This is a genomic window from Streptomyces atratus, assembly GCF_014648655.1.
GTDB lineage: Bacteria > Actinomycetota > Actinomycetes > Streptomycetales > Streptomycetaceae > Streptomyces > Streptomyces atratus.
In genome coordinates this window covers 412979-426320 of sequence record NZ_BMRN01000004.1, presented here as the reverse complement: position 1 = coordinate 426320, position 13342 = coordinate 412979, and the positions used below count along the sequence as shown (strand labels likewise).

General features: G+C 71.5%; 12 protein-coding genes. 8 read left to right on the top strand and 4 right to left on the bottom strand.

Annotation, left to right across the window (positions count from 1 at the left end; all coding sequences use genetic code 11):
* Together IEZ15_RS09925 and IEZ15_RS09920 are read left to right on the top strand one after the other, a co-directional pair.
* Positions 1–555: a GNAT family N-acetyltransferase gene (locus tag IEZ15_RS09925; RefSeq protein ID WP_189275903.1), complete on the top strand. Its 555-nt coding sequence runs from the start codon at positions 1–3 to the stop codon at positions 553–555.
* Positions 556–631: 76 nt separating this feature from the next.
* Positions 632–853 (top strand): hypothetical protein, encoded by a 222-nt coding sequence (locus IEZ15_RS09920; RefSeq protein WP_114247456.1) that lies wholly within the window; start codon positions 632–634, stop codon positions 851–853.
* Positions 854–875: 22 nt separating this feature from the next.
* Here the strand turns inward: IEZ15_RS09920 and IEZ15_RS09915 are convergent, their stop codons facing one another.
* Positions 876–2483 (bottom strand): AMP-binding protein, encoded by a 1608-nt coding sequence (locus tag IEZ15_RS09915; RefSeq protein WP_189275901.1) that lies wholly within the window; start codon positions 2481–2483, stop codon positions 876–878.
* Positions 2480–4156, bottom strand: coding sequence for an AMP-binding protein (locus IEZ15_RS09910; RefSeq protein WP_114247454.1), 1677 nt, complete (start codon positions 4154–4156; stop codon positions 2480–2482). Before IEZ15_RS09910 ends, IEZ15_RS09915 begins: the two co-directional genes overlap by 4 nt.
* 133 nt (positions 4157–4289) lie before the next feature.
* Here IEZ15_RS09910 and IEZ15_RS09905 point away from each other — a divergent pair, with 133 nt between their 5' ends.
* Positions 4290–5132, top strand: a complete 843-nt coding sequence (locus IEZ15_RS09905; protein WP_114247453.1) for a response regulator transcription factor — start codon at positions 4290–4292, stop codon at positions 5130–5132.
* Between the two features lie 15 nt (positions 5133–5147).
* Here IEZ15_RS09905 and IEZ15_RS09900 read toward each other — a convergent pair whose 3' ends face one another.
* The gene (locus tag IEZ15_RS09900; protein ID WP_189275899.1) at positions 5148–6302 is read right to left on the bottom strand and encodes a winged helix DNA-binding domain-containing protein; all 1155 of its coding nucleotides are present in this window, start codon (positions 6300–6302) and stop codon (positions 5148–5150) included.
* 130 nt (positions 6303–6432) lie between these two features.
* Here IEZ15_RS09900 and IEZ15_RS09895 point away from each other — a divergent pair, with 130 nt between their 5' ends.
* The gene (locus tag IEZ15_RS09895) at positions 6433–7308 is read left to right on the top strand and encodes a DMT family transporter (RefSeq protein ID WP_189275897.1); all 876 of its coding nucleotides are present in this window, start codon (positions 6433–6435) and stop codon (positions 7306–7308) included.
* Positions 7309–7454: 146 nt separating this feature from the next.
* Positions 7455–7880: a cold-shock protein gene (locus tag IEZ15_RS09890; RefSeq protein WP_114247450.1), complete on the top strand. Its 426-nt coding sequence runs from the start codon at positions 7455–7457 to the stop codon at positions 7878–7880.
* A gap of 81 nt (positions 7881–7961) precedes the next feature.
* Here IEZ15_RS09890 and IEZ15_RS09885 read toward each other — a convergent pair whose 3' ends face one another.
* Positions 7962–8192 carry a DUF6296 family protein gene (locus IEZ15_RS09885; RefSeq protein WP_093895936.1) on the bottom strand — a complete coding sequence of 77 codons (231 nt, stop codon included), beginning with the start codon at positions 8190–8192 and terminating at the stop codon, positions 7962–7964.
* A 620-nt stretch (positions 8193–8812) separates the two neighbouring features.
* Here IEZ15_RS09885 and IEZ15_RS09880 point away from each other — a divergent pair.
* The 3 genes from IEZ15_RS09880 to IEZ15_RS09870 all read left to right on the top strand — a co-directional run bounded on the left by IEZ15_RS09880 (position 8813) and on the right by IEZ15_RS09870 (position 12983).
* Positions 8813–10939, top strand: a complete 2127-nt coding sequence (locus IEZ15_RS09880; RefSeq protein WP_189275895.1) for an ATP-binding protein — start codon at positions 8813–8815, stop codon at positions 10937–10939.
* On the top strand, positions 10924–11580 hold the full coding sequence (locus IEZ15_RS09875) for a response regulator (protein ID WP_189275972.1): 657 nt from the start codon (positions 10924–10926) through the stop codon (positions 11578–11580). The genes IEZ15_RS09880 and IEZ15_RS09875 overlap by 16 nt, the downstream gene beginning before the upstream one ends.
* A 149-nt stretch (positions 11581–11729) precedes the next feature.
* A complete protein-coding gene (locus tag IEZ15_RS09870) occupies positions 11730–12983 on the top strand; it encodes an alpha/beta fold hydrolase (RefSeq protein WP_189275893.1) in 1254 nt (417 codons plus the stop codon).
* Positions 12984–13342: the final 359 nt, after the last annotated feature.

Sequence of the window (13342 nt, the reverse complement as noted above, 5' to 3'; positions counted from 1 at the left end):
ATGCGTATCCGTACCGCCCGCCGCTCCGATCTTCCGCTGCTTCAGGACATCGAGCGCGCCGCCGGCGAACCGTTCCGCGCGCTCGGCATGTCCGCCATCGCGGACGACGATCCCCCGCCGCTCGGACTGCTGGACGACTACCGCCGGGCCGGCCGCGCCTGGGTGGCCGCCGACCCCGACGACCGCCCGGTCGGCTACTTGATCGCCGACCCGGTCGACGGCGCGGCCCACATCGAACAGGTCTCCGTCCATCCGTCCGCCGCTCGACGCGGCCTGGGCAGCACGCTCATCGACCACCTCACCCGGTGGGCGCACGGGCGGCAGCTGGGCGCGCTGACGCTGACGACCTTCTCCCACGTCCCGTGGAACGCGCCGTACTACGCCCGCCTCGGCTTCCGTACGCTGGGTGAGGCCGAACTCACCGACGGCCTGAGGAAGATCAGGGCGGAGGAGGCGGAACACGGCCTGGACCGCTGGCCGAGGGTCTGCATGCGGCGCGAGATCCCGCGCGCCGGGCTCGACCCGCGCCTCAGCGGAACCGACCGACAACAGTGAGTGCAATCGGTCACGTTCGGGCCGAGGGCCACAAATGTTCGGCCGGTTGTCAGTGTCGGGCCTTAAGGTAGGGAACATGGCTTTAACTCCACGGCACACACCATCTGTCGACCCGCCGCGCACGACCCGACCGACATCCCCGTCCGCCGCCGAGGCGAACGAGGCGATACGAGCCCTGGTCGACGCGCGCGCCGGGCAGGACTGGTCCTCCGTGGAGTCCGCGGCCTACGAAGTGCTGCTGATCGAATGGGCGGCCGCGACCCGGGGCGTTGCCGGCGACATCATCGAGGCCGCCTGACAACGCCCGGGGCGATCCGGTCCTACTGCCCGTAGCTCTCCCGCAGTTCGATCTTCCGGACCTTCCCGCTGACCGTCATCGGGAAGGTCTCCAGGATCTGCAGCTGCCGCGGGATCTTGTAGTGCGCCAGCTGTTCACGGCAGTAGCCCGTCACCTCTTCCAGGGTCGGCGGGTTCGCCAGGTCCCTCGGGATGACGCAGGCCAGGACCTCTTCGCCGTAGGTGTCGTCCGGTATGCCCACCACCTGCACATCCGCGATCTTCGGGTGACCGTGGAGGAACTCCTCGATCTCCCGCGGATATACGTTCTCCCCACCGCGGATGATCACGTCCTTGATCCGGCCGACGATCTGTACGTAGCCGTCCTCCCGCATCACCGCGAGGTCCCCCGTGTGCATCCAGCGGCCCGCGTCGATCGCCTCCGCGGTGCGCTCGGGCTGTTCCCAGTAGCCGAGCATCACGCTGTAGCCGCGGGTGCAGAGTTCGCCCGCCGCACCACGTTCCAGGGTCACGCCGGTGACCGGGTCGACGACCTTGACCTCGATGTGCGGCATGACGCGGCCGACGGTGCCGGTGCGGCGCTCCAGGTCGTCGTCGCGGCGGGTCTGGGTGGAGACCGGAGAGGTCTCCGTCATGCCGTAGCAGATGGACACCTCGTCCATGTGCATCTCGGCGACGACCCGCTTCATCACCTCGACCGGGCAGGGCGATCCGGCCATGATGCCGGTACGCAGCGAGGAGAGGTCGTACGAGGCGAAGTCGGGGAGGTTCAGCTCCGCGATGAACATGGTGGGGACGCCGTACAGCGAGGTGCAGCGCTCCTGTTGAACGGCGGCGAGCACGGCGGCCGCCTCGAAGGCGGGAGCCGGGATCACGATGCAGGCACCGTGCGAGGTGATGCCGAGGTTGCCCATGACCATGCCGAAGCAGTGGTAGAAGGGGACGGGCAGACAGACCCGGTCCTGTTCGGTGTAGGCGACCAGCTCCCCCACGAAGTAGCCGTTGTTGAGGATGTTGTGGTGGGAGAGGGTGGCGCCCTTGGGGAAGCCGGTGGTGCCGGAGGTGTACTGAATGTTGATCGGGTCGTCGCAGGACAACTCGGCTTCCCGGGCAGCGAGTTGCCCGGAAGTCACGGATCCGGACGAAGCCAGCAGCCCGTCCCAGGACGGGTCACCGATGTAGTGCACGGCGCGCAGGTCGGGGCAGCCCGCGCGGGCCCGGTCGACCAGGGCGCGGAAGTCGCTGGTGCGGTGCGAGAGCGAGGAGACCAGCAGCGAGATCCCGGCCTGCTTCAGCACGTACTCCAGTTCATGCGCCCGGTAGGCAGGGTTGATGTTGACCATGACGGCGCCGATGCGGGCGGTGGCGTACTGCACGAGCACCCACTCGGGGCAGTTGATCGCCCAGATCCCGACCCGGTCCCCCTTGGCCACCCCCGACGCCATCAGCGCTCGCGCCAGCTCGTCGACCGCCGCGCCGAATTCGGCGTACGTCCAGCGTCGCCCCGATACGACGTCGACGAGCGCCTCGCGATCACCGAACGCCTCGACCGCGCGGTCGAGATTGCGTCCGATGGTGTCGCCGAGCAGCGCCGTGGTGCCGGTGCCGTGCGCGTAGGACAGCTCGCTCATCGCAGATCCCCCTCGTCGTACTCGGTGCCGGTGCCCTGGGCCGTGCGCTCGCGCAGCTCGATGCGGCGGATCTTGCCGGAGACGGTCTTGGGCAGCTCGGCGAACTCCAGCCGCCGGACCCGCTTGTACGGGGCGAGGACCGCCCGGGAGTGCTCGAACAGCACCTTCGCCGTGTCCGGACCGGGCTCCCAGCCCTCCGCGAGCACGATGTACGCCTTCGGCACCGCGAGCCGTACCGGATCGGGGGCCGGGACGACGGCGGCCTCGGCGACCGCCTCGTGCTCCAGCAGGGCGCTCTCCAGCTCGAACGGCGAGATCTTGTAGTCGGATGCCTTGAAGACGTCGTCGGCGCGGCCGACATAGGTGATGTAGCCGTCCTCGTCGCGGGAGCCGATGTCACCGGTGCGGTAGTAACCGCCCGCCATGGCCTCGGCGGTCCGGTCCGGGTCGCCGTGGTAGCCGGTCATCAGACCCACCGGACGGTCCGACAGATCGAGGGAGATCTCGCCCTCGACCGCGCCGGGCTCACCGGTGACCGGGTCTAGGAGCTCGACCTTGAAGCCGGGGCTGGGCCGGCCCATCGACCCGGCCTTCAGCAGCTGGCCCGGGGTGTTGGCGACCTGGACGGCGGTCTCTGTCTGGCCGAAGCCGTCCCGGATGGTGACGCCCCAGGTGCGCCGCACCGTCTCGATGACCTCCGGGTTCAGCGGCTCACCGGCCGCGACGACCTCGCGCGGCGGGGTCTTCAGCTGGGAGAGGTCGGCCTGGATCAGCATCCGCCAGACGGTGGGCGGGGCGCAGAAGCTGGTGATGCCCGAGCGGTCCATCTCGGCCATCAGCCGGCCCGCGTCGAAGCGGGTGTAGTTGAAGATGAAGACGGTCGCCTCGGCGCTCCAGGGCGCGAAGAGATTCGACCAGGCGTGCTTGGCCCAGCCGGGCGAGGAGATGTTGAGGTGGACGTCCCCGGGCTTGAGACCGATCCAGTACATCGTCGACAAGTGGCCCACGGGGTAGGAGACATGGGTGTGCTCGACGAGCTTGGGGCTGGCGGTCGTACCGGAGGTGAAGTAGAGCATCAGCGGCTCGTCGGCGTCGGTCTCCCGGTCCGCCCCGAAGGTCTCCGGCTGATCGTCGGCGCCGGTGTACGACAGCCAGCCGGGCATGTCGGCGCCGACCGAGATCCGGGTGTAGTCGCCGGGCACCTCGTCGAACTTGGCGGTGTCGGTGTCCCGTACCAGGACGTGCCGGACCCGGCCGCGCTCCACCCGGTCACGCAGATCGACCGGGCCGAGGAGCGGGGTGGCGGGGATGACGACGGCGCGCAGCTTCATCGCGGCCAGCGCCGTCTCCCACAGCTCGACCTGGTTGCCGAGCATGACGAGGATGCGGTCCCCGGCGCGTACCCCCTGGGCACGAAGCCAGTTCGCGGCCTGGTTGGAGCGGGCGGACATCCGGGCGAAGGACACCTCGGTGCGGCCGCCGTCCTCCTCCACGATGTGCAGGGCGGTGCGGTCGTTGTTCTCGGCGATGGCGTCGAACCAGTCGAGCGCCCAGTTGAAATGGTCGGTCCGGGGCCAGCGGAAGCCCTCGTAGGCCGCGTGGTAGTCCTCACGGTGCTGCAGCAGAAAGTCCCGGGCGGCCCGGAACGTCTCCGTCGCGCTGATTGCCGACATGTGCCCTCCTCATTGCGGACCGGACCGGTCACTTAACATCATGTAAACAGTGACCCAGGTCTCACCACCCCCGAACGGGGGTGCAGCAGGCGGAGACTGCCGAGCCTCCGGAGCCGGGCAGAGGGGCGTCAACATGCCGGAATCCGTCGATGCGGTCGACATGCAGGCAGCGCTGCTGCGGCTGCGCCGGACCAGTGGGCTGCCCGTGGCCTTCGGCGGGCTCCTCTCGGATGCCCGTCACGCCCGGATCGCCGAGCTGAACGGGGCGCAGACCACCGCCCTGCGCGGTCTTGTCATCTCGGCGGGCAGCGGGCTCGGCGGCAAGTCGATCGCCCTGTCCCGGCCCTGCGCGGTGACCGACTACCGCTCCTCGCGCCACATCAGCCACGAGTACGACATGGCGGTGGCGGCGGAGGGCCTGCGCTCGGTGGTCGCGGTGCCCGTCGTCGTACGGCGCAAGGTGCGCGGTGTGCTGTACGGGGCGCTGCGCGAGCCGGTCTCGCTCGGGGACCGTACGTTCGACGCGGCGGTCGCCGCTGCCCGCGATGTGGAACAGGCCCTGGTCGTACGGGACGAGGTGCAGCAGCTCCTGGCCGTGACCCGGGAACAGGTCACGGACCCCAGGGGCGCACCGGAGGCATGGGAGGACGTCCGCGAGGCCCATCGTGAACTGCGTGCCCTGGTGCCGAAGGTCGTGGACCCGGCGCTGCGCGACGAGTTGCTCTCGGTGTGCGGGCGGCTCGCCTCGGCGGCCGGTGCCCGCGCGCCGCAGCCCTGCGGGGTGCACCTGGCGCCGCGAGAGGTGGACGTGCTGGCCTGTGTGGCGGCGGGGACGACGAACGCCGGGGCGGCAAAACGGCTGGGGCTGCGGCCGGAGACGGTGAAGGGGTATCTGCGTTCCGCGATGCGCAAGCTGGGTGCGCACACACGTCTGGAGGCAGTGGTGGCGGCGCGGCGGGCGGGGCTGCTGCCGTAGTGCGACGGCGGGAGCTCACCGTTCGAAGTCGACGAACGTCGTGAACCGGATGTCGTATCCGTGCGCGTCGGTGCCCGCCGTCGCCATGGTGCGGAGCATCCGTACGGCCTCTTCCGTGACGGCGTCTCGATCGGCCCGGCTCAGCCTGCCGAGCGGTTGCACGGTGAGGGTCGTCGCCCCGGAGCCGGCACCGGTACCGCCGCCGAGCCGCCAGATCGCCGCGAGGAATCCGTCGACCAGCACCGTGCCGTACGCCTGATTGCCGTTCCCGTTGCGCCCCCGGTACTGCGGCGGGATGACGCGCGTACGGTCCGCATGGCCGAGCAGCACATTGTCGAACTCGGGCAGGAAACGCGGCGCGGCGGGGGTGTCCTCGTCGGGGCGTGGGGCGTTTGGCAGGTCGAAGAGTTCGACGCCGTTCTCGTCCCGGAAGGTGATGAGCTGCGGCCGCAGCCGTTCGAAGACCTCGCGCAGCCGGGTCAGTCCGGCCCACGTCTGCATGTCCTGCACGGAGGCGGGTCCGAAGGCTCCGAGATAGCGCAGCACGGTGGCGTCCGGTGCGGGGACCGGCCCCGACGGGCTGCCGAGCCAGTGTTCGGCGGTGGTCAGCGCGACCCGGCCGCTCTTCGCCCACACCCCCCGCGGGGTGACCTGGACCAGCGGCAGCAGACAGCGGGCGGCCACACCCAGTGCCTGCGGATCGGCGTGGGGCCACTCGGTGAGCAGCGCCTCGCGGATCTCCTTGGGGGTGCGGGGCCGCTCCTCGACGAGTTGTCCGGCGACCGCCCCGAGCCGGTCCAGGTCCACCCCGGCGAGCCCCTTGCGGAACATCTTGAGCTCCCGGTCGCGCGCCGCCTGGACGAGCGGGCGCAGGGTGAGCGCGTCGGCGGCCGTGTGCAGGTGGATGGTGGAGCGCATGGTGACGATACGAACCACCTCGCGGGACTCCATCAGCCCGGCGAGCTCGGCCGGGTCGAAGCCGTCGAGGCGGGCGAAGAGCTGGTAGTACGGCGGCTTGGTGTTCTGCGCCTGGAGGCCGACCAGATGCCCGACCGCTTCCTTCGCGGACATCGCGGTCCGGCGCAGCAACAACTGCCGCTCCAGCGTGGCGCGGCCCAGCGCGCGCGGGGAGAGCACGGCGGGTGCTGCGGGGTTCTTCTTCACGGCCATGGACGGCACGCTACGCAGGCTTGCGGACACCTTCGGTCCTCATCGGGGGACGTGCTCCGATCCGCGCGCCCGCCATGCCGCCGCCCCGCAGGACCCCGGGTCGTGGGCCCGCCACCTGCATCATGGGGCGGTGATCAGTGTTCTGTTCGCCATCCTGACCGCGATCAGCAACGGCGCGGCCTCCGTTCTCCAGCGCCGCGCCGCCCGCACCGTGCCCGACAGCGAGGCGATGCGTCTGTCGCTGATCGGGCATCTGCTGCGCCGCAGGGGGTGGCTCGCCGGGATCGGCCTGGTGATCGTCGCGGCCGTCTGCCAGGCCGTGGCGCTGGCCACCGGGCCGATCTCCCTGGTCCAGCCGATCTTTGTGATCGAGCTGCCGGCCACACTGCTGATGGCCGGGTTCGTTCTGCGGGTCCGTATCCCCGGGCAGATCTGGTACGCGGTGGCGGCCGTGACGCTGGGGCTGGCGCTCGGCATGGCCTCCGCGGCCCCGGGCGGCGGCAGCACGTCCGTGCGGGGAACTGCCTGGGTCACCGCACTGATCGTGACCGGAATCTTCGAGGCCGCACTGATCGGCGCGGCCCTGAGCACGCGAGGCAACCCCCGGGGCGCGCTGCTCGGCCTCGCCGCCGCATGCGGGTACGCCCTCACGGCCGCACTCATGAAGGACGCCATGGCACGGCTCGAAGGGGGCGGCGGAGCGGTGGCGCTCTTGACGTCCTGGCAGCTGTACGCCACCGCCGCGGCCGGAGTGGGCGCACTGTTCCTCCTCCAGAACGCCCTCCAGGCCGGCATGCTGGTCGCCGTCCAGCCGCCGCTGACCCTCGGTGACGCGCTGATCAGCGTCCTGTACGGGGTGACATTGTTCGGCGAGGAACTGCGCACCGGGTGGTGGGTGCTGCCCGAACTGGTCGCGCTCGCCCTGGTCACGGTGGGCTGCACCGAACTGGCCCGCTCCCCGCTGGCGTCCGGCACCGCACCCCCGCCCGCACGCAAGCTCAGGTGAGCCTGCCGCCGCCCCGTCGCAGGCTCTCGCCCCGATCCGGGCGATTCCCGTTGCAGGGTCGCGCCGCCCGGCCGCACAGGGTTATTCTCCGGTCGAGCCCTGTGTGGCAAACGGGCAAGGGGCCCGGTTCTTTCTTGGGGGTTGGTGTGGTTTCTGGTCGTGTGGTGCGGTTCGACGGCGCACGAGGATATGGCTTCATCTCACCCGATCACGGCGGTGAGGATGTGTTTCTCCATGTGAACGACATGTTGATCCCCGAGTCCTATGTGCACACGGGAACGGCGGTCGAGTTCGAGATCGAGGACGGTGACCGCGGGCTGAAGGCCTCGTCGGTCCGGCTCGCAGAGGGTCCCGACGGGAAGCCGCTGACCCCTCCGAGGCCTGCCTCGGTCAGCGTTTCCGGGTCGGCGGACGACGACACGTTGTGCGATGTGCTCAGTGCGGCCGAGTACAGCAAGGAGGTGACCGACGTGCTGCTGGAGTCGGCACCCTCGCTGACGGGGGCTCAGATCCTGCAGGTCCGGAGCGGGTTGCTGCAGTTCGCCAAGAACCACGGCTGGACCGAGGGCTGACGGGGCGGCGCGGCACCGGCCCGCCTTCCTGTAGTGCCGGGGCCCGTTTGGTCATGATCCGCCGGACGGGCCCCGGCTCATTCAGGCGCTCGGCTCCCGCACGACCAGCGGGGTGCCGAGCACCTGGTGTCCACCGCTGGCCAGCATGCGCACCTCTCCCCGGTCGCTGATCTCCGCGCGCACGATTCCGGTCTCGTCCTCGTAGATCGGGTATCCACCCGCTCCCGACTGCGCCGTACGCCGGACGATCACCGTGTCGTCCTCCACGGCGGACGCCTGAAATACCAACTGGTAGCTCTCCGGGTAATCCATGGTGGATGTCCCCAATCACGCCCTGAGCCGGGAAACAGACCCCAGCCCGCCGGGATTCCGGAATCCTTCCGCTCGCCGCAGAGGATTCCGCCTCAACCCCAGTTTCCTCCGGCACTGCCCACGCCGCATCCAGAACATCCGGCGTCCGCTCTTCCGCCTCAGCGAAGAGATGCGGGTGCGTCCGCTGCCGGACGGATGCCATGGTTTTGCGCGAGCGCACGGCCGCCGTGCGGTGTGCGGTAGTCAGCCGTCGCCATGGCATTGCGCTTCGGCTCCTCCCTGGCAAGGGCGACCATCTCTGCGTCATACGCCGTCGTCGGTGGGGGAATCACTCGTCCGTAGGCGGGCAGCGGCTCGGCGGGCGCCGAGCAAGTGGGTGGAAGGCATCTTCACCCGCGTCCCTGACCAGCCGGCCCTCGTGCAGCCCGATGCCAGGGGCCACCGTAACGCCGCCGATCACGTCGCAGCCGCGATGCCGGACGCCATCGGCGTGAGCTGACCCGCACACGGCGTCCCCGCCCGCGATCCAGAAGTGAACCGCATCCGGCACAGCCGGAGGCGGTTGCGGGTTCCGGGCAAACTCCAGGTCCGGCTCCGACCACAGGAGGTACGTTCCGGCCATGACCCGGTTTACGTGGTCGGTGACGAACGGTCCGCCCGGATGGCGCGATCTGGTTCTTCCCGTGCTCGTCCTGGCCGCGACGCCGGTGGCCGCGCCCTTCGGTACGGCTGCGGTTGTGGGCGCGGTGGCCGCACCGGTCGCCGTGCTCATCGCGCTCCACGCATTGGCCGTGCACCAGTCCGCCGGGCCCGCACTCGCGGGTGCGGCCACGGTCACACTGGTCGCCGCCGGCACCGCCGCCACGATCGGCGAGCCGCCGCACTGCGTGGCAGGCGTCGCACTGGTAGCGGGTGGTGGCGCGGCGGTCGCCTGGGCGACGGGCCGGTCACGCCGACGCAGGCGGGCCAACCGGTCCGCGCTGGTCGCGTACCGGGCCGGCACCGCCGCAGTGCCCCGGTTCGCGGCGCTCGCGGAGCGAGACCGGCTGGCGGCGGAACTGCACGACGTGGCCGCGCACCGGCTGACCGGAATCGTGGTGTCCGCCGGCGCCGCGCTCCGGCTCGGAGACCAGGAGCGGACTGCCGAGGCGCTCCGGCACGCGATCGACGCGGGCCGGCAGGCCGTGCGCGAACTGGACCGTCTCACGGGACCGGGCGAGCGCGCCGCAGTGGCCACCCTCGCCGACATCGACGCGCTGGCCGCCGAACACGCGGTGGACTACCGGCGCACGGTGGACGCGGCACCCGGGAGCAGCACGGAGGCGGCGTACCGCGTGGTCCGCGAGGCACTGACCAACGCGGCCCGGTACGCCCACGGGGCGGCGGTGCGCGTACGCGTAGAGAGGGCTGACAAGGGCGGCGGGACCGAGGGGGCCAACAGGTCCAACGGGCCCGGCCGGTCCGAGGGCGGTCCCGGGCTGACCGTCACCGTCACCGACGACGGCGGTACGGTCGCCGAGCCCGGCCTCGGGACCGGGCACGGCCTCGCGGGGTTGCGGGCCGTGGTCGACGCGGCGGGCGGAACGCTGTCGGCGGGCCCTGGAGGATCCGGCTGGACCGTACGGGCACAGCTGCCGTCGGCCGCGTCACCTGCCGCACGCCGGTGGCCCCGCTGGCGCGGGCCAACCGGGCTCGACTGGGCGTTGGTGGTCCTCGCGATTGCCCTCTCGCTCGGCGCGAGCCTGCTGTCGGCCGACGTACCGGACTCCTTCCGCGGCTTCCTGCCCGCGGTGCCGACGGTCCTGCTTTCGGGGCTGCACGCCGTGCCGCTCGGATGGCGTTCGCGCATGCCCGGACGCGGGATGGCGGCGGTGCTGCTGGCCCTGATGCTGTGGCTGGCCTGCGATCTGGCCGGCTGGATGCAGCCGCCGGTCAGCGACATCTTCCTGGTGTACTGGTGGGTCGAGCTGACCCTCGCGTACAGCGCCGGAGCGTATCTGCCCGGCCGTCGCAGCCGACTCGCGCCCGCCGCGGTGGCCGCCGTGGGCGGTCTCGCGCTCGCCGGCGGCAGCGGCATCACCGGCAACCGGGCGGCGGCCTGGGCGGTGCTGACCGTCATGCTGGCCCTCCCCGCGTTCGCCGTCTGGTCGCTCGGGCGGTTCACGGCCCGTCGCCGGCACCGGCTGCGGGCCGCTGCCGCCCAGCAGCGGGAACTGCTCGACCGGGACGCCGACGCCGCGGTGCGCGACCAGCGCCGGCGGATCGCCGCAGGGCTCCGACGCACGGCGCACCGGCACGCGCGGGCGGTGGTCGCCGCCGCCGAGGCCGGTCACTTGGAGACCGCACGGACCGAGGCCCGTGCCGGCCTCACCGCGCTGCGGGAACTGCTCACCGAATTGCGAGGCCGGGACGGTGCGGACACCCCGCCCCCCACCGTGGCCGGGATCGCGGCGCTGGCCACCCGGTACGGCACCGCCGTCCGCTGTACCGGGCCGCGCCGCCCGGCACCCGCCGTCGTGGAGGTCTCCGCGTACCGCATCGCCGCGATGCTGATGGCCCCGGGGGTGACACTCACCGTGCGCAGCCTCGACGACGGGGTCGAGCTCTGCGGCCCCACACCCGCCGACCCGGGAGTTCGGCGGCGGTTGCGTGCGATGGCCGATGCCACCGGCGGTACCCTCTCGACGACCGGCCGCGGTGCGGTACGGGTGTGGCTGCCGGAGGTGTTCCCATCACGATCAGAGTGACCATCGCGGACGACCAGGCCGTCGTACGTGCCGGCATCGCGGCGATCATCGACGCGGAGCCCGACCTGTGCGTCGTCGGGCAGGCCGCGGACGGCGAGGCCGCCGTCGAACTCGCGCTGTCGCTGCGGCCGGACGTCGCGCTGATGGACATCCGGATGCCGGGCGCCGGCGGCCTGGCGGCGACCGCCACGATCACCGCGCGCAATCCGGCGACCCGCGTCCTCGTGCTCACCACGTTCGACCTCGACGAGTACCTGTTCGCCGCCCTGCGCGCCGGAGCCGCCGGCTTCCTGCTGAAGGACGCCGAACCGGAGCGGGTCATCGACGCGGTACGGGTGGTCGAGGCCGGGGCCGCACTGCTCGATCCGGCGGTGACCAAAAGGCTGATCGACCGGTTCGCCGAGGCGCCCGACCCGTTCGACACGACCCGGCTCGACCGGCTCACCCCGCGCGAGACCGAGGTGCTCCGGCAGGTCGCGCGGGGGCTGTCCAACACGGAGATCGCGGCGGCGCTGGGTATCAGCCCGCCCACCGTGAAGGACCACGTCTCCGTAATCCTCGGCAAACTCGGCGTACGGGACCGGGTCCAGGCGACGATCGCCGCTTACGAGACCGGTCTGATTCGTCCCGGCACGCGCTGAACCGCAGGCGCAGGCGCCGCGGCCCGGGCGACGTTCACGACCCCGCCGTGCGGCGGGGTGGGCGCCCCGCCGCACGGCGGTGACCTCCCGCCCTCGGATCGTCCCGCAGCGGGAAGGAATGCACGCACCGCGTTCATAGCCTCGTCCGTATGGCACACACACTTTCCCGCCGCATCTTCGGCGGCGCTCTTCTCCTGCTCGCACTGCCGCTGGCGCCCGTCGCCGCGGCGGCCGGTTTCCTCGTCACGGCGTCCGTCACCACGAGCGTTCCGGTGTTCGCCCTCGCCGGGCTCGCGTCCGGCGCCTTGGTCGGCTGGCTGCTCGGCCGCGCGGGGTTCGCCCTGCTCGGCGCGGGCCGGCGGGCAGCTGTTCTCTTCGCGGGCGGGCTGACCATCGCCGTGGCAGTACTCGCCGCCGCCACTCTGTTCCGTCCGATGCCGACCTCCGCGGCGGTGCCCGTCCCGCCCGGCGTCGGATTCTGGAAGCTGCCGACCGGCTCGCGCATCGCGTACGTCCACGTCCCCGCCGTCGGCACGGCCAGGCCGACGCCGGTGATTTTCCTGCACGGCGGACCCGGCACACCCGCCGAGGGCATTCCGGCCGGCGGCCGGGAACTCGCGGCGGACGGCTTCGAGGTCTACTCCTACGACCAGCTCGGAGCGGGCCGCTCCACCAGGCTGCGGGACATCACCGGATACACGGTCGCCCGCCAGGTCGCCGACCTCGACGCGATCCGCCGTACGCTCGGCGCGGACCGGATCGTCATCGTCGGCCAGTCGTGGGGAGGGTCGCTCGCGGCCCAGTACCTGGCGGCCCACAGTCGGCACGTGGCCAAGGCGGTGTTCACCTCGCCGGGCGCGCTGTGGGGTCACAAATACCCCGGCTCCACGGCCGGCGAACCCTGGAGTCGGCTCACCCCGGCCCAGCAGGCCCGGCTCGAAAAGCTGAACAGCACGCCCCGGATGCTCGCCGCGAGCCTGCTGCTGGACGTCAACCCCGGTGCCGCGCACGCCCTGGTCGGCGACCGCGAGGTCGATCACTGGATGCACGAGGTCGCTCTGACGGGCAAGGACAGCGCCTCGTGCCAGGGCGCGCCACCCGCCGCGGCACACCACAACCCTCAGGGCTTCTACAGCAACCAGATCCTTCGTGAAGACTTCGAGCGGATCCCCGACCCCCGGCCGAACCTGCGCGCGGCGCACGTCCCCTCGCTCGTCCTGCGGGGCGAGTGCGACTTCATCAAACCCGCAGTCACCGACGAGTACCGGCGCACCCTCCCGGACTCCCAGCTTGTGACCGTCAAAGGTGCCGGTCACGCCATCTCCCGCGGCCGGCCGCGCCTCTATACCGCGCTGCTGCGGGCCTTCCTGCTGGGCAGGCCACTGCCCGCGACCACGGCCTGAGCGGCTGAGTGACAAGCGGCGGCCGGCCATGGAGGGCGGCCCGGGACGCCCGGCCTCCCCCGCGGCGAACCGACGTCATCACCGCCGTCAAAGCGCGACACGGCGCATACGCAACCGACGAAGCCCGGGAGTTCACTGCCGAGCAAGGCATCGGCCTGGCCGCAGGGGGGCAGACACCGGTCCAGCACCTCAACAGGCCCTGGAGAGTGTCCAGGGTTTGGTTGAGAGTGTTCGCGGTAGTCGTGCTCGATCCGCCAGCGCATCTTCGCCCATCGCACCAGATCCTCAACGGGTGCGGTGGCGGACAGGTTCGAAGCTGCTACCTGCCACCAGTGCCTGAGTGAAGGGAAATTCCTCGG

Bases quoted from the DNA above. Each gene is read 5' to 3' on its own strand.
- IEZ15_RS09900 (WP_189275899.1), bottom strand. From the start codon at position 6,302: ATGGCCGTGAAGAAGAACCCCGCAGCACCCGCCGTGCTCTCCCCGCGC.
- IEZ15_RS09920 (WP_114247456.1), top strand. From the start codon at position 632: ATGGCTTTAACTCCACGGCACACACCATCTGTCGACCCGCCGCGCACG.
- IEZ15_RS09915 (WP_189275901.1), bottom strand. From the start codon at position 2,483: ATGAGCGAGCTGTCCTACGCGCACGGCACCGGCACCACGGCGCTGCTC.
- IEZ15_RS09905 (WP_114247453.1), top strand. From the start codon at position 4,290: ATGCCGGAATCCGTCGATGCGGTCGACATGCAGGCAGCGCTGCTGCGG.
- IEZ15_RS09870 (WP_189275893.1), top strand. From the start codon at position 11,730: ATGGCACACACACTTTCCCGCCGCATCTTCGGCGGCGCTCTTCTCCTG.
- IEZ15_RS09925 (WP_189275903.1), top strand. From the start codon at position 1: ATGCGTATCCGTACCGCCCGCCGCTCCGATCTTCCGCTGCTTCAGGAC.
- IEZ15_RS09880 (WP_189275895.1), top strand. From the start codon at position 8,813: ATGACCCGGTTTACGTGGTCGGTGACGAACGGTCCGCCCGGATGGCGC.
- IEZ15_RS09910 (WP_114247454.1), bottom strand. From the start codon at position 4,156: ATGTCGGCAATCAGCGCGACGGAGACGTTCCGGGCCGCCCGGGACTTT.
- IEZ15_RS09885 (WP_093895936.1), bottom strand. From the start codon at position 8,192: ATGGATTACCCGGAGAGCTACCAGTTGGTATTTCAGGCGTCCGCCGTG.